The 14,721-nt window shown below is 73.8% G+C and carries 14 protein-coding genes, 1 tRNA gene and 1 pseudogene; 5 read left to right on the forward strand and 11 right to left on the reverse strand.

The genetic code is table 11. The features are described 5' to 3' along the window. Positions 1-7: 7 nt before the first annotated feature. Together OG896_RS25930 and OG896_RS25935 are read right to left on the reverse strand one after the other, a co-directional pair. Positions 8-397, reverse strand: a pseudogene (locus OG896_RS25930) (redoxin domain-containing protein); the annotation flags it as partial. 127 nt (positions 398-524) lie between these two features. Further along, positions 525-1,490, reverse strand: a complete 966-nt coding sequence (locus OG896_RS25935; RefSeq protein WP_329369161.1) for a helix-turn-helix transcriptional regulator — start codon at positions 1,488-1,490, stop codon at positions 525-527. Positions 1,491-1,582: 92 nt separating this feature from the next. Between OG896_RS25935 and OG896_RS25940 the strand changes: the two genes are divergently transcribed. Next, positions 1,583-1,948, forward strand: a complete 366-nt coding sequence (locus tag OG896_RS25940) for a VOC family protein (RefSeq protein ID WP_329369163.1) — start codon at positions 1,583-1,585, stop codon at positions 1,946-1,948. 126 nt (positions 1,949-2,074) lie between these two features. Here OG896_RS25940 and OG896_RS25945 read toward each other — a convergent pair whose 3' ends face one another. Continuing rightward, positions 2,075-2,971, reverse strand: coding sequence for an oxidoreductase (locus OG896_RS25945; protein WP_329374273.1), 897 nt, complete (start codon positions 2,969-2,971; stop codon positions 2,075-2,077). A 161-nt stretch (positions 2,972-3,132) separates the two neighbouring features. Between OG896_RS25945 and OG896_RS25950 the strand changes: the two genes are divergently transcribed. Continuing rightward, positions 3,133-3,558, forward strand: coding sequence for a hypothetical protein (locus tag OG896_RS25950; protein WP_329369165.1), 426 nt, complete (start codon positions 3,133-3,135; stop codon positions 3,556-3,558). A gap of 117 nt (positions 3,559-3,675) precedes the next feature. On the opposite strand, the gene OG896_RS25955 is transcribed toward OG896_RS25950, so the two are convergent. Beyond that, entirely contained in the window at positions 3,676-4,518 is an 843-nt protein-coding gene (locus OG896_RS25955) for a sulfite exporter TauE/SafE family protein (RefSeq protein WP_329369167.1), read from the reverse strand. Between the two features lie 102 nt (positions 4,519-4,620). Here OG896_RS25955 and OG896_RS25960 point away from each other — a divergent pair, with 102 nt between their 5' ends. Further along, positions 4,621-5,415, forward strand: a complete 795-nt coding sequence (locus tag OG896_RS25960; RefSeq protein ID WP_329369169.1) for an AraC family transcriptional regulator — start codon at positions 4,621-4,623, stop codon at positions 5,413-5,415. Positions 5,416-5,556: 141 nt separating this feature from the next. On the opposite strand, the gene OG896_RS25965 is transcribed toward OG896_RS25960, so the two are convergent. After that, entirely contained in the window at positions 5,557-7,317 is a 1,761-nt protein-coding gene (locus tag OG896_RS25965; protein WP_402443175.1) for a putative bifunctional diguanylate cyclase/phosphodiesterase, read from the reverse strand. 605 nt (positions 7,318-7,922) lie between these two features. Here OG896_RS25965 and OG896_RS25970 point away from each other — a divergent pair. Both OG896_RS25970 and OG896_RS25975 read left to right on the forward strand, forming a co-directional pair. Next, positions 7,923-9,179, forward strand: a complete 1,257-nt coding sequence (locus tag OG896_RS25970) for a M6 family metalloprotease domain-containing protein (RefSeq protein WP_329369171.1) — start codon at positions 7,923-7,925, stop codon at positions 9,177-9,179. 3 nt (positions 9,180-9,182) lie between these two features. Continuing rightward, the gene (locus OG896_RS25975) at positions 9,183-10,499 is read left to right on the forward strand and encodes a M6 family metalloprotease domain-containing protein (RefSeq protein ID WP_329369172.1); all 1,317 of its coding nucleotides are present in this window, start codon (positions 9,183-9,185) and stop codon (positions 10,497-10,499) included. 68 nt (positions 10,500-10,567) lie between these two features. On the opposite strand, the gene OG896_RS25980 is transcribed toward OG896_RS25975, so the two are convergent. The 6 genes from OG896_RS25980 to OG896_RS26005 form a co-directional block, all read right to left on the reverse strand. Then, positions 10,568-10,996: an OsmC family peroxiredoxin gene (locus tag OG896_RS25980; RefSeq protein WP_329369174.1), complete on the reverse strand. Its 429-nt coding sequence runs from the start codon at positions 10,994-10,996 to the stop codon at positions 10,568-10,570. Between the two features lie 209 nt (positions 10,997-11,205). Next, positions 11,206-11,279: transfer RNA gene (locus OG896_RS25985), tRNA-Lys, on the reverse strand. 56 nt (positions 11,280-11,335) lie between these two features. Beyond that, a complete protein-coding gene (locus tag OG896_RS25990; RefSeq protein WP_329369176.1) occupies positions 11,336-11,917 on the reverse strand; it encodes a bifunctional DNA primase/polymerase in 582 nt (193 codons plus the stop codon). 148 nt (positions 11,918-12,065) lie between these two features. Further along, positions 12,066-12,428, reverse strand: coding sequence for a hypothetical protein (locus OG896_RS25995; protein ID WP_329369177.1), 363 nt, complete (start codon positions 12,426-12,428; stop codon positions 12,066-12,068). Positions 12,429-12,509: 81 nt separating this feature from the next. Beyond that, positions 12,510-13,019, reverse strand: a complete 510-nt coding sequence (locus OG896_RS26000) for a LysR substrate-binding domain-containing protein (protein WP_329374277.1) — start codon at positions 13,017-13,019, stop codon at positions 12,510-12,512. 313 nt (positions 13,020-13,332) lie between these two features. Further along, a complete protein-coding gene (locus tag OG896_RS26005) occupies positions 13,333-14,715 on the reverse strand; it encodes an AAA family ATPase (RefSeq protein ID WP_443057269.1) in 1,383 nt (460 codons plus the stop codon). Between the last annotated feature and the right edge of the window lie 6 nt (positions 14,716-14,721).

A 14,721-nucleotide genomic window follows, 5' to 3' on the forward strand; every position in this document is an offset into this window, starting at 1 on the left:
CGCGCTCTCAACGGGGGCCGGGAAGTCGCCGGCCGGCGGCTGCGACCTCGTCGAGGAGAGCGAGGGCGTCGCCGACCGAGCCGGCCGGGTCCGGGACGGGGCAGAGCACGCCGCGTACGGTGCGTTCGGCGTCGATCAGCAGGGTCAGGCGCTTGAGGCGGTCGAGTCCGGACGCACGGAAGGTGGGCAGCCGCAGTGCGGTCAGCCGCAGGTCGGCGTCCGACAGCAGGGGGAACGTGATGCCCGCGTGTTCGGCGAGCGTGGCGAGTTGGTCCGGACGTTGGGTGCTGACGCCGTACACGCGGGCGCCGCGCTCCTCGAACTCCGGCAGCCGGTCGCGGTAAGTGCACGACTCGAGAGTGCAGCCCGCGGCGCCGGGAACGGGTGCCGCGTCGGGGCCCGCGGGCGCCCGGTCGGATAGCCCCTGCCTGAGAGTCGCAGCCAGGGCCTCCGCGAGAAGCCCGAAGGCGCCACGCGGCATCGCCCTTGCTCGCCGAGCCGGTGTGGTCGGTAGTCGTGACGGGTCAGGACGTCGGTGAGGGCGCGTAGTGGTGGGCAAGACCAGTGGCGAGGTCGTGAAGGTGGGCCCTGGCTTCGGTGGGGCCGTGCACGGTGATGGCGCTCCCGAACGGCAGTAGTGCCCGCACGTCCTCCAGATGCGGGAAGCGGATCGTCACCTTGTGGCCGGTGGCGGATTCTTCATGGTCGTCCCGGACGAGTCGTCGGCCGAAGATCCGTTGCGCTCGCTCGATCTGGGTCCGGTCGATGGTGGCGCTGACCTCCATCGCGTGCTGGTGTTCCCACTGATCGAGGAGCGCTGCGGCGACGGTGGCCAGGGTCTGGCTCTCGCGGATCTGTCGTGGCCGGTCGACTTCCTTCCACGTCGTGATCCGGTCGAGTCGGTACATCCGTGGCACTCGGGCGCAGTCGGCGACGAGGTACCATCTGCCGGCCTTGGCGAGCAGCCCGTAGGGGTCCACGACCAGGTCGCGGGGGCATGACTCGCGTGGGCTGTCGTACTCGATCCGTATCCGGCGACCTCGCCGCACCGGGCCGATCAGCGAAGCCGGGGTCGGGCCGGAAGTACGGGTTCGGAGCCAGGGACGGCTGTCCACGTGCACCACGTCGGTGAGCGGCAGGAGCCCATCGACTCGACGTGGGTGTGCGGCGGCGATCTTGGAGAGCGCGCGCCGGCTCTCGACCGATGCGTCGAGCTCCGCACGTTGCCTCTCGTCCAGCCCGGTGAGCGACAGATGATCACGCTCGCCGGGTGTGAGCCGCGTGAGGTCGAGCCCGGACCCGGGCAGCATGGTCACGCCTCCGAGGCGGCCCCGTTGCGCGGTCACCGGCAGGCCGGCGTCGCGGAGCCAGTTCAGGTCCCGGGTGACGGTGCGAAGGGACACCCCCAGCGCCGAGGCGAGTTCCTGTGTGGTCACGGCATTCCTCGATGCCAGGAGCAGCATCAGGGAGAAGAAGCGGTCCGGGGTCACCCACCGAGTTTTTCAGGAATCGCGACATGATGCGGCGCATATCCCGGTCAGGCTGGCGGATGCGTACCCACGACCTGCGAGAAGGAAGAACCATGACCACATCCGTCGTGTCCGTCGTCTACGTGAACGACGCTCCCGCGGCAGCGCGTTTCTACGGGGGCCTCCTCGGCATGAGCCCGTCGTTCGAGACTCCGGGATACATCACCTTCGACCTTGGGCCAGGCGCTGACCTCGCCGTGTGGTCCGGCCGTTTCGAGGACCTGTCAGCGGACGTCCCGCGTACCAGTGAGGTGTGTCTGGCCGTCGACAGTGGGCCCGACGAGGTCAACGCGATCTTCGAGCAGTGGCGGTCCAAGGGCGTCACGATCCTGCAGGAGCCTCATGATGCGGGGTTCGGGCTGACCTTCCTCGCAGCCGATCCCGACGGGAACCGTATCCGCGTCGCACCGAGGGACTGACGGGCCGTGACGCGGCGGGCGCGCACGAGAGGTGTCGCGCCTGCCGTCGTCCGACTTCCAGAGGACGACGCGTGCCCCACGCGCACGCGCCCCTGAGCGTCGAGGGCCGTAGGCGGCTCCCTGGGTTCACAGGCGGGCCAGGTCGGTGGGGGACAGGCGCAGGGCGGCGGCGGCGACGTTCTCGGTCAGGTGGGCGGGGTTGCCGGTGCCCGGGATGGCGAGGACGTGCGGGGCGCGGTGGAGGGTCCAGGCGAGGCGGATCTGCGCGGGGGTCGCGCCGTGCGCGCGGGCGACGGCGAGGAGTTCGTCGTCGTACGCGCCGCCACCCGTGGCCGCGGGTGCTTCCCGCCGCTCCCCGGAGATCGCGAAGAACGGCACGAACGCGATGCCCTGCTCGCCGCAGCGGTCCAACAGGCCGTTGTCGTCGGCGCGTTGGTGGTCGAGCCCGTACCGGTTCTGCACGCAGACCACCGGCGCGATCGCCTGGGCCTCGGCGAGGTGCTCGGGTCGGACGCTGGAGACGCCCAGGTGGCGGATGAGGCCCGCGTCGCGCAACTCGGCCAGGGCGCCGAAGTGTTCGGCGATCGACTCCTCGCCCATCCGGCGCAGGTTCACCACGTCGAGGTGGTCGCGGCCGAGTTGGCGCAGGTTCTCCTCGACCTGCCCGCGCAGCTCCCCGGGCGTGGCCGCCGGCAGCCACTCGCCCGAAGGACCGCGCCCGGGCCCGACCTTGGTGACGATGACCAGGTCGTCGGGGTACGGGGCCAGCGCCCGGTTGATCAGCTCGTTGGCGGAGCGCAGCGGCGAGAAGTAGAACGCCGCCGTGTCGATGTGGTTCACCCCGAGGTCGACCGCGCGGCGCAGCACCCTGACCGCCACGTCGCGGTCGATCGGGGCGCCGGCGCCGTTCCCGGCCATGCCGTTGCCCGTCAGCCGCATCGCGCCGAAGCCGAGGCGGTTGACCTCCCGGTCGCCGAGCTTCCAGCTGCCGGCCGCCGCCGCGCTGATCGTCCCCGCCGTCATATGCGCTGTCATATGCCCTCTCCCCACGCTCACCGGGCCGCCCCCGTGCGGCCGGCGTTGCAGTATGCGGCCCCGCTCGCGGCGTCCGAAAGGCACCCGGGGCGCGGGGAAACTCACACGGCGTACCGGAACGCCCGCGCCGCCGTGATCGTTCTTCCTGCGTGAAGCGCTACCTGATCCAGGGCCGGGAGGGACTGGACGTCGTCCGCTTCGGGCAGGACCGGGCGGACGCCGTCGCCCGGCTCGGCGGCGACCCCGCGGTCTTCCGCCGCCCCGACGGCCCGGAGGACTACTTCTACCTCTGGGGTCTGACCCTCTCCTACGACGACCGGCAGCGGGTGCGCTTCATCTCCGTCGAGCTGGGCCCCGAAGTCCTCTACCGCGGTGTCCGGTTGCTCGGTCCCTCCTACGAGGACGTGCACCGGGACCTGACCGCGCTCGGCCTGCGCGGCGACGAGTCCGAGGCCGGGATCGCCTTCAACGCCCTCGGCTTCGCGGTCCTCGGCGCACCCGACGACCCCGAGGTCCACACCTGGGGCGTCGAGGTCTTCCCCCCGGGCACCGAGATCGACCTCGCGGACTACTGAGCCCCGCCCGCCTCGCCTCCTCGTCACTGCCGTCACGCGGCTCGACCTGGGCCCGGCCGGACTGGCGCCGCGGACCGGCGGCGGTGGAGAGCGGGTAGGGCGGGTGCATCCTCCGCGTCACATCCCCATCGCCATCATCACGATCAGGACGACCAGCAGCAGCGCCACGTACGCGGCCGAGTGCACCCGGTCCGGGACGCGGCCGGCGACCCGCCGCACCACCGCGATGGTGGGCAGGGACCCGGCGAGCAGGGCGGCGCCCGCCGCGAGGTCGACGTAGCCGAGCCGGCCCGCGCCGGCGGACGCGGCCGGGCCGGACGTGGAGGTGAGCACGGGCGCGAGCGCGTAGACGAGGGTGCCGGTCAGGGCGACGGGCACGCTGAGCGGGTTGGCCATGGCGGTCGCCTCGGCCATCGGCAGGCCCCGGCGCCGCAGCAGCGGGACCGTCATGACGCTGCCGCCCACCCCCAGGCCCGCGGCCACCAGCCCGATCCCGATGCCGCCGAAGGTGGTGGTGCCGCGGTCCAGCGGCTTCGGCTGTCCCCGGGGCGCCACCGAGAGGAAGCCCTTCCGCAGCAGGCTGTCGGCGACCGTCACCAGGAGGTAGCCGGCGAAGAGCAGCCGCAGCGCGGTGCCGCCGATCAGCGTGGCGGCCAGCGACCCCGCGGCGGCGCCGACCGCGATGAACGCCGCCAGCGGCCAGACGTACTCGGCGCGCAGCCGCTCCTGCCGCCACTGCGCGAGCGCCGCGACCGAGGCGTTGACGACCATGACCGCCGCCGAGGTCGCCACGGCGACGTGCATGGCGTCCTGCGTCCCCGGCCGCGCGGTGACGGTCAGGACGCCGTAGACGACCGGGACCGTGATGAACCCGCCGCCGAAGCCGAAGAGCACCGTCGTGACGCCGGTCAGGCAGCCGAAGAGGACCAGGGTGAGGAAGGAGGTCAGGGAGGGAAGCACGCATACGACGCTAGGGATCACCCGAGGTGGCGGGCAATCGATGGATTGCCATCTTTCTACGCGCAGCAGACAGCGCCGGCGCTTCCGCGTAGCCTCGTGCGCATGCGCAATGTCCCGCTCGCGGAGGTGGACACCCTCGATCGCGCGGTGCTGGCGATCGGCACCGACTACCCGCACGACCACCTGCTCGGCTGGCACGAGCACCGCCGCGCCCAGGTCCTGTACGCGGCGACCGGCGTGATGCGGGTCGAGGCCGAGGACGGCAACTGGACGGTGCCCACCGCCCGCGCCGTGCTGATCCCGCCGATGACCAGGCACCAGGTCGAGATGACGGGCGTCAGCACCCGCAGCCTCTACATCGAACCGGCCGCGGTGCCCTGGTTCCCCGCGCGCTGCCGGGCCGTGGACGTCTCCGCCCTGCTGCGGGCGCTCCTGCTCGCGGCCGTCGACATGGAGCCGCGGTACCCCGAGCACAGCCGGGACGAGGCCGTGGTCGCCCTCATCCTGCACGAGCTGAAGGACCTCTCCCCGCTGCCCCTGGACGTGCCGCTGCCCGCCGACCCCCGGCTGCGCGGCCTGTGCGAGGCGTTCCTGCGGCAGCCGGACATCCACGACCCGCCCGCCCGCTGGTGCGCCCGGCTCAACGTCAGCGAACGCACGCTGGCCCGCCTCTTCCGCCGCGGCACCGGCCTGAGCTTCTCGCAGTGGCGGCAACGCGCCTGCATCCTGCACTCGTTGCCGCACCTCGCCGCGGGCACCCCCGTCACGCGCGTCGCCGCCCTGCTGGGTTACGACAACCCCGCCGCGTACACCGCCGCGTTCGGCAAGCTCCTCGGCCGCCCGCCGACCGCGTACGCGAACCCGCACTCCGCGCAGCCGAACCCGCCGACGTCGTAGGCGAACCCACCTCCCCGCGCACGCGAACCCGCGCTCCGCTCAGCCGAACCCGCCGACGTCGCAGGCGAATCCACCCTCCGCGCACGCGAACCCGCCTGCCGGGTCGGCGAATCCGGCTACCGCGTACGCCAACGACCTTGCTCAGCCCAGCAGTTGGGAGATGGACGCGGCGGCCACCGGGCGGGAGTAGTGCCAGCCCTGCCCCGTGTCGCAGCCGATCCGCCGCAGCCGCTCGGCCTGGTCCGCGTTCTCGACGCACTCCGCGGTGACCGTGAGCCCGAGCCGGTGGGCGAGATCGACCAGCGCCTCGACGATCGTCTCGTCGGCGGGGTTGGGGTGTTCCGCGGACCGGAAACCCTGCACGAAGGAGCCGTCGAGCTTGAGGGTGGAGACGGGCAGCCGGCTCATGTAGGCGAGGTTGGAGTAGCCGGTGCCGAAGTCGTCGATGGCGATGCGCACCCCCATCTCGTGGAGCGCGTGCAGGGCCTGGAGGGGCCGGCCGGCGCTGCCCATGACCGCGGACTCGGTGAGTTCCAGCTGGAGCAGGCGGGCCGGCAGCCCGGTCTCGTGCAGGATCGCGGCGACGTCGGCGACCAGGTCGGAGTCCCAGACCTGGCGGACCGCGACATTGACGCTGACCACCAGGGGCGTGCCGGGCCGCTCCCGCTGCCAGGCACGGGCCTGGCGGCAGGACTCGGCGAGCACCCAGCGGCCGAGCTGCACGATCGAGCCGTCCTCCTCCGCCAGCCCGATGAAGCGGTTGGGCGCCAGCCGCCCGAAGTGCGGGTGCTCCCAGCGGACCAGCGCCTCCACGCCGCGCACCTCGCCGGTGTCCAGGGCGACCAGCGGCTGGTAGTCGAGCACGAACTCCCCCCGCTCGACGGCCTGCCGCAGCGTGCTGGACAGCGACTGGCGGGTCATCCGGTGCTCGTTGCGCTCCGGGTCGAAGAGCGTCCAGCGGCCCTTGCCGTCGTCCTTCGCCCAGTACAGCGTGGTGTCGGCGGCCTGCATCAGCCCGGTGGGGGTGGTGCCCTGGGCCTCCCGCTCGACCACGCCGATGCTCGCGGAGACCGCCAGCCGGTGCCCGGAGACGTCGAACGGCCGCTGGAACGCGTCGAGTACGGCCTCGGCGAGCGCGGTCGCCTGCCCGGTGCCGGTGGAGTCCCGGAGCAGCAGCGCGAACTCGTCGCCGCCCAGCCGGGCCGCGAGGTGGCCGCCGGGCCCGGCGCAGGCCAGCAGCCGGTCGGCCACCGCGGCGAGCAGCTCGTCGCCGACGCGGTGCCCGAGCGTGTCGTTGACCGCCTTGAAGCCGTCCAGGTCGAGGTAGCACAGCCCGATCCGGCCGGTGCCGCGCTCCGGGGCCCGCGCGAAGGCGTCCGCCAGCCGTTCGAAGAACAGCGCCCGGTTGGGCAGCCGCGTCACCGGGTCGTGCATCCGCAGATGCCGCAACTGCCGCCGCAGCGACTCGCGTTCGCTGACGTCCTCGACGGTCAGCAGCAGCGCGCGGCTGTCGGTGCGGGCCAGGGACAGCTCGGCGCGCAGGTCGGTGCCGTCGGCCCGGGTGAGCCTGCGGGTGCAGCGCAGCCGGCGCCGGCTGCCGGTGAGGACGTCGTCGAAGGCGGTGCCGGCGTGCGGGTCGCCGGTGAGGCCGAGCAGCACGCGCGCGTCCGCCGACACCATCCGCTCCAGCGGTACGCCCAGCAGCCGGCCCAGCGCGGCGTTCGCCGCGAGCACGCCGCCGTCGGGGCCCAGCAGCGCCATCGCCGACCGGGCCACCGCGAAGGCGGCGCGGTAGTCGGTCGGCTCCGCGGCGTACGAGGACCGGCGCAGCCGATCACTGCGCGTGATCGTGGCTGCTGTGCTGTCGGGCTCGACGCCGGGGCCGCCCGCGGGTCCGCCCATGGACTGCTCCCTGTTCGCACTTCCGTCACTCGCGATCATATGGGCTGGCGGAGTTGGTGATCCAGCGCCGCTCTGGTGATTTCCCGCACGGATGCCCCCCAGGCGACCGTTTCTGCGCGTGCGGGTCGAGCACGTGAACGCTCTCCGCACATCATGACGCAGCGTAGTCACCCGGAGGAGTGGTGTCGCGGCCGGCGCAGGCGCTCACCCCCGTCCGATCGGCCGCGCCGGTCGTACGTTTTCGCGCCCCGCGCCCCCGAGGCCACTCACGCGCTCCGGGCCCTGCCGCGCACGCGCTCCACCGCCCGCCGCTGACGCGCTCCGGGCCCCGTTGGCCGCGTGTTCCGGCTCCCGCCGCCCGCACGTTCCGGGCCCGCGCCACCCGGGCGGTCGTACGGCCCCTCGGCTGCGCCGCCGCGCCACTCCGGCGGCAACCCGCACGGAGCATCCGAAACCGACAAACCGCCACAATTCATAGCAATGTGGGGAAGGTCCCGGACCGAATCCCGAACCTCCCGGAGGTCCTTGTGCGGCGGTCAGACCTCGCGTCAGACAACCCGGGGGACGGCGCCCCCGGAACGGGCGCCGTCCCCCGGTCGCCGGGCGTGCCCTCCGGCGCGCGGCGCCGGGTCCTGCGGGCGTTCGCCGCCGCCGTCGCCGGCTTCTCCGCGCTCGTCGCGTGGACCCTGATGACCGGTCCGGCCGCCGGCGCCACCGAGAGCAGCGCGTGCCTGCTGCCGCGCACCGCCGTGCACCACTCCGAGGGGGTCGACGGCTGGGACGGCGACTACGCCCGCCCGGCCGGCGACGTCAAGGCGCTGATGGTCTTCCTGTCCTTCCCCGGCACCGACCCGCAGCTGACCCCCGCGCAGGTCGCCGCCGACCACTACCCGGCCACCGGCCGGTTCTGGGCCAACGCCTCCTACGGCCGGTTCCGGCTGCACCTGCACGCCGAGACCCGCTGGCTGCGGATGCCCCACCCGGCGACGGACTACCTGATCAGCCGGAACTGGGACGCGGCCGACCGCGACGCCTACCTGCACGACGCGATCGCCACCGCCGACCCGTCGGTGGACTTCGCCGGCTACGACGTGATCTACCTCGTCGCCGACCCGGACGCGCCCGGCGTCGACTCCGACGCCACCAAGGTGGTGAACCTCGCCACCCCGATCAGCGTCGACGGCAACCCGGTCCGCCGGATGGTGACCGTCTTCGAGCACCACCCGCCGGACCGCAACGTGCTCGCCCACGAGACCGGCCACATCTTCGACCTGCCCGACCTGTACTACCAGCCGCCACCCGGCAGCAACGCCGACTGGGACACCCACGTCGGCGACTGGGACCTGATGGGCAGCCAGTTCGGGCTGGCCCCCGACCCCTTCGCCTGGCACAAGTGGCGGTTGGGCTGGCTCGGACCGGACCAGGTCGGCTGCATCGTCGGCATCGGCACCACTTACCACGACCTCAGCCCCGACGAGACGCCCGGCGGCACCAAGCTCCTGGTGGTGCGCACCGGCGAGGACACCGCGCTGGCGATGGAGGCCCGCACCCGTACCGGCAACGACCGCGCCTCCTGCAGCGAGGGCGTCCTGCTCTACGACGTGCGCTCCGACCGCGAGTCCGGCGACGGGCCGATCGACGTGATCGACGGCCATCCGGGGCACTCCGCGTGCCCGGCCACCTCCGTCTACCCGCCGCTGGCCGACGCGCCGCTGGGCGTCGGCGAGTCGTACACGGTGCCCGGCGGCAGCACCCAGGTCACCGTCCTCGGCCGGCAGACCGACGGCACCTGGTCGGTCCGGGTCACCGAGGCCGCCACCCAGGCCACCAACCAGCCGTCCGGCGTCGGCACGGTGGACTGACCGATGGCCGGCCGCTTCCGTTCCGGCGCCCGGGACCGCTCTCGCCCCCGCGCCCGCTCCGGCACGCAGACCAGGACCGGCGCCCGCTCACGCCCCGGCATACGCGCCGCCGCCCTCGCCGCCTGCGGCCTGCTCGCGGTCGGGTCCACGGTGATCGCCGAGCCCCGGCTGGTCGGCTCCAACGCCGCGCCGCCGCCCGCCAGCCGCCCCTGCGCGCTGCGCGCCAAACCCGGCGTCGCCATGTCGGAGGGCTTCCCGCCGCACCCGTACCACGGCACCGACGAGGAGTTCGCCCCCTCCACCGGCAAGGTCCGCGCGCTCACCCTGCTGATCGACTTCCCCGACGCCAAGGCCCCCTACAGCGCCCGCGAGCGGTACTCCGAGTTCTTCCCGGCGGTCAAGCAGTGGTACGCCACCGCCTCCTACGGCCGGCTCGACTACCGGTCGACCCCGGTGCTGCGCTGGATACGCATGCCGCGGCCCTTCTCCGCGTACGGGATCGGCCGCGGCTACGGCTGGGACGCGCACACCGAGATGATGCGGGACCTGATCAAGGCCGCCGGCACGAGCGTGGACTTCCGCGGCTACGACATCGTCAACATCCTCGTCACCCCCAACGCCGGGCCACCGGCCGACCAGGCGGTGCTCTCCGTGACCTGGACCGGCGCCTCGGCAGCCACCACCGACGACGGCACCCACCTGGACAAGGTCTCGCTGATCTACGGCCACGACCAGTCCGGCTTCCGCGTCCTGGCGCACGAGAACGGCCACGCGCTCGGCCTGCCCGACCTCTACTCCGCCGACGACTTCCCGCGCACCGACCGCCTCGCCGGCCAGTGGGACACCATGTCGTTGGACTGGGGGCTGCAGGGCGACCTGCTCGCCTGGCACAAGTGGAAGCTCGGCTGGATCGACGACCGGCAGATCGACTGCGTCACCACCGCCGGCACCCGGACGTACAAGCTGCGGCCGATCGAGGTGCCCGGCGGCGGCAAGGCGGTGGTCATACCGTTCGGCGACACCACGGCGTACGTCCTGGAGCTGCGCGAGCCGCTGGGCAACGACAAGGACGCCTGCCGCAAGGGGATACTCGCCTACCGGGTGCGCACCGACGTCGACTCCGGGAAGGGCCCGGTCACCGTCGAGGACGCCCATCCGCTCACCGGCGCCTGCGACTTCAGCAGCGCGTCGTTCAACTCCCTCAACGACGCGCCCTTCACCCCCGGCGAGGGGTGGACCGACACGGCGGACGGCTTCGACTTCAAGGTGCTCTCACCGGACGCGGCGGGCGACTGGCGGGTGCGGGTCACCCGCCGCTGAACCGGGCCGATCGGCGGACCGGCCGACCGCGGGAAAGCGGGGCCGGCCGAGGCCGATCGGGAGGGCGATCAGGAGAGCAGTTCGGCCTCAAGGGTGATGTTCACGCCCGCCAGTGCCTTGCTGACCGGGCAGTTCGCCTTCGCGTCCTGCGCGGCGGCCTCGAACGCCTCGGCGGTCAGGCCCGGCACGCGCGCCGTCACCGCGAGGGTGATCCCGGTGATGCCCTCACCCGGCTGGAACGTGACGTTCGCCACGGTCTGGACGGTCTCGGGCGGGGTGCCCGCGCCCGCCAGGCCGTGCGAGAGCGCCATGGAGTAGCAGGAGGAGTGGGCGGCGGCGATCAGCTCCTCGGGGCTGGTCTTGCCGTTCGCCGCCTCGGCGCGCGACGGCCACGACACCTCGTACGTGCCCACGCCAGAGGTGTCCAGCGAGACCGTCCCGGCGCCGCCCATCAGCGGGCCCTTCCACTGGGTCGTCGCGGTACGAGTGGTTGCCATGGTGAAGCCTCCAAGAGTACGAACCGGCAGGCGGCTCGCGCCGCCGTAGGAACGCTACCTCGCGGCGGGGCGGGCGCGGGCGAAGGCACCGGTGCGCACGAGGAGTTCGCGCGGAGTTCGGGTACCCGGTGCGGCGAGAGGTCCGGATTCCCGGGTTCCCGGGCACGACGAAGGCCCTCCGCTTCCGCGAAGGGCCTTCGTCTCTCAGGTGCGCCGCCAGGGACTCGAACCCCGGACCCGCTGATTAAGAGTCAGCTGCTCTAACCAACTGAGCTAGCGGCGCCTGCTGACGTCGTAGACATTAGCACCCGCTCCAGCAGGGTGTGAAATCGATGGACGTCAGCTCGTCGCGGGTGTGCTGACCAGCGGCGGAACCGGCGGCACCGGCCGTGGCCGGTCCTGCCGGACCACCCTGACGCAGGCCCACAGCAGCACGTCCGCGCGGGGCAGCCAGGGCTTGCGGGTGTCCGGCGCGACCACCCAGCGGGAGCGGCCGGTCTCGGGGCGCGGACCGCTCCCGCCGGCGGGCGCGCAGTCGTAGAGCGGCGGCACCGTCACCGCGTCGCCGCGGCCGTGGCAGAGCAGCGGCGGCACCCGGCGGCCCCACTCCTCCCACTCCAGCAGCGCGGGCAGCCGGTGGGCGGTGCCGGGCGCGGCCAGCACCAGCACCCGGCCGCGGTGCACGGCGGCGGGGCCGCTGCCGGGGCCCGCCGACCATAACTGCTCCAGCACCCGCCGCCCGAAGAGCAACGGCAGGTTGACCACGTCGAAGGCGGTGCCGCACGGCAGTACGCTCGGCGCGGCCGGGCGGGCCGCCCACAGCGCCTGGACGCTGCGCGGGAAGGCACTGGCGGAGGCGAGCCACTCGGCGCCCGCCGAGGTGACGTACGCGGTGTGGTGCTGACGCTGGATCTCGTCCATGGAAACTACATCTACCGACTGCATGCTTGCCCCCCGGGAGAATCCGGCGAAAGCGGGACAGGGGCGGCGCGGGGGAGTACCTTGCCCTGCCGGGGAAGTGGTCGGGGGAACGGCCGGGGGCGCGGTCGGCGGCACGGCCGGGGTACGGCTACGGGGTGGCGCCGCCGCTCTTGATCAGGCCCTCGCCGTACTCGACCATCTTCTTCGCGTAGTCCTCGGTCCATCCGGCCCGCTCGGCGAGCTTCGCGAACGTCAGCCGGTCGAAGCGGCGCGGGTCCGCGAGTTGGGCCGCCGCCATCGCCTGGAAGTCCGTGGCGCGGTCGGCCGCCGCGCGGAACGCCACCGCCAGTTCGGTGGCCCGCTCCAGCAACTCCCGCGGGTCGTCCATCGACTCGAGGTCGAAGAACCGGTCCGCCCCCTCCTCCGGTGCCGCCCCCGGTTCGAACAGCAGCGGAACGGGCCGTTTCGGCCGCTCGCCGCCCGGCCGGCCCGCCTGTGGCGGCTGGCTCATCCCTACCTCCCAAGCTCGGCAACCCTTCCATTGTCCCGCACCCACCCTCCGCCTCTCCGGGCCGCCGGCGCCGGGAAGGCGTCAGGGGGCGGGGGTGAGGGTGGTCGTGATGAGGCCGCGGAGCCAGTGGTGGGCGGCGTCGCGGTCGTGGCGGGCGTGCCAGGCGAGGACGGCGGGGACCGGCGGGGTGGGGCCGGGGAGGGGGTAGGTGCGCAGGTGGGCGGGGAGGACGTGACCGGTGAGCGTCTCGGGGGCGACGGTGAGCAGGGGGTGGGCGGCGACGGCGCCGAGCGCCAGCGCGAGGGTGGGCACGGTGAACGCGACGTGCCGGCGCCGGTGCTGGGTGTCGAGGAGGTCGTCGATGCGGTCCCGGGTGCGGCCCCGGCGGGAGACGACGACGTGCGCGAGGGACGCGAACCCGTCCCAGGTGGTGGGGTCGTGCGGCAGGTCGCGGCGGCCGACGGCGGCGAGCCGGTCACTGAACAGCGTGGTGGAGCGGGTGTCCGCGTGGTCGGGCGCGGTGTCGCCGATCTGGATGTCGACGCGGCCCCGGCGCAGCTCGTCGGCGGTGGTGGCGCCCTCCGCGAGCAGGCGAACGCGCCTCCGACGCCGCCGAGTTCGCCGAGCGCTACGCCGCGTTCAGCCACTGGATGCTCACCACCTGACCTCCGGCGGGTGGTCGGGAATCCCCGCCGCTGGGGGAGGGCGCGCGGGTCGGGCGGGCCACATCCTTGGCTGGTCGCGCGGTTCCCCGTCCCTTGGGGGATGCGGCCCTTCCGCGGAGGAGCCGCACCTACCCAGGGGCGCTGGGGGCACCTCCCGGCGATGCCGGGGGGACCACCAGCCGTGTACCGGCAGGTGGTCCTCGACCGGCTGAACGCACCACCCCGGAGGGTCCAGCTCGCTACGACCGCCAGAGCGTGCGGTGCTCGGCGAGGTGGGCCAGGACCGAGTGGTTGGCCTCCCAGCCGTCGGGGAACTTGACGGTGACGCCGAGCCGGACCGGCTCGGAGGAGGGGTGCTCGTCGAGCAGGTCGGCCACCCCGGCCCGGCAGACGACGATGCAGGCGTGCCGATGCCGGGACGCCAGCACGCACAACCGCCCGGTTTCGAGGTGGAACGCGGTGGCGTCGGGACGCCCGGACAGCGGGTGCAGGACGACCGTGACGTCGAACTCCCGCCCCTGGAGCCGGTTGGCGGTGTCCACCGCGACCCCGGCGACCCCGAGGGCCGTGAGCGCGGCGCGCACCGCGGCGGCCTGGTCGCGGTGGGCGGTGCCGACCGCGATCCGCTCGGCGGTGAGCGGCGCGGGGTCCGGGTCGGGCGCGGAGTACGTGAGCCCGCCGCGGTCGAGCAGGCGGCGGACGAGCAGCGCGACCGCCCGTACGGCCTCGGGGTCGGTCCGCGGGGTGTGCCGGGCGGGCAGCTCCAGCAGACCCCAGCCGCTCTCCGCGGCCTCGTCCAGGGTGCGGTCGAGCCCGCCGCCGTCGCCGCGCACGCCGAAGCCGAGCCGCCGGTCGCCGGGCCCGGTGCCGCTGCGGAACGGCGTGTACGGATAGAACGCCCGCGACACCAGCGGAGCGGCGGACGCGGGCAGCCGCCAGGACACCGGCAACCGGTGCTGCGGCAGGCCGGGGTTGTGCGCGAGCAGCGTCACCACCGCGCTCGCCGACGGGTCCCAGCTCAGCCCGGCCCACTGCTCCGCGCCCACCACGCTGAACGGGTCGAGCTGGCCCGGATCACCCACGAACAGGGCGCGTTCGAAGAGCCCGGCGACCTGGAGCAGCGCGTCCGACCGCATCTGGTACGCCTCGTCCACGATGGCGTGCCGCCACGGCTCGACGTCCTTGACGTACGCCCACTTGGCCGCGGTCGCGATCACCACCGCGCGGTCCCGCAACTCGGCGACGGAGGTGGACTTCGCCAGGGACGGGTGGCGGTCGAGCGCGGGGTCGGGCGGCGAGTCGGTGCCGTGCAGCCGGCCCACCGGCAGGTCGGGGTCGGCCGTGGCCAGCCGGTCGGCGAGGTCGTCGACCTGGGCGTTGGTCTGCGCCACGATCATCAACGACTCGCCCGCCGCGGCCAGTTCGCGCGCCGCGCGCACCACGAGCGTGGACTTGCCCGCACCCGGTGGCGAGTCCACGACGACTCCCCGCGCGGTGCCGTGCAGGGTGCTCGCGAGGATCGCCGAGGTCGCCTCGGCGGCGGCCCGGCCCGGGTCGAACGGCTCGTCCGCGCCCTGCGGGCCGTACGCCCCGCCGGCGGCGGCCGTGCCGGGGCTTCGCACGGGCTG

The organism is Streptomyces sp. NBC_00669 (genome assembly GCF_036226785.1).
GTDB lineage: Bacteria > Actinomycetota > Actinomycetes > Streptomycetales > Streptomycetaceae > Actinacidiphila.

Excerpts from the sequence above, each read along its gene's own strand:
- OG896_RS25940 (WP_329369163.1), top strand. The coding sequence starts at position 1,583 with ATGACCACATCCGTCGTGTCCGTCGTCTACGTGAACGACGCTCCCGCG.
- OG896_RS25945 (WP_329374273.1), bottom strand. The coding sequence starts at position 2,971 with ATGACGGCGGGGACGATCAGCGCGGCGGCGGCCGGCAGCTGGAAGCTC.
- OG896_RS25960 (WP_329369169.1), top strand. The coding sequence starts at position 4,621 with ATGCGCAATGTCCCGCTCGCGGAGGTGGACACCCTCGATCGCGCGGTG.
- OG896_RS25965 (WP_402443175.1), bottom strand. The coding sequence starts at position 7,317 with ATGGGCGGACCCGCGGGCGGCCCCGGCGTCGAGCCCGACAGCACAGCA.
- OG896_RS25975 (WP_329369172.1), top strand. The coding sequence starts at position 9,183 with ATGGCCGGCCGCTTCCGTTCCGGCGCCCGGGACCGCTCTCGCCCCCGC.
- OG896_RS25980 (WP_329369174.1), bottom strand. The coding sequence starts at position 10,996 with ATGGCAACCACTCGTACCGCGACGACCCAGTGGAAGGGCCCGCTGATG.
- OG896_RS25990 (WP_329369176.1), bottom strand. The coding sequence starts at position 11,917 with ATGGACGAGATCCAGCGTCAGCACCACACCGCGTACGTCACCTCGGCG.
- OG896_RS25995 (WP_329369177.1), bottom strand. The coding sequence starts at position 12,428 with ATGAGCCAGCCGCCACAGGCGGGCCGGCCGGGCGGCGAGCGGCCGAAA.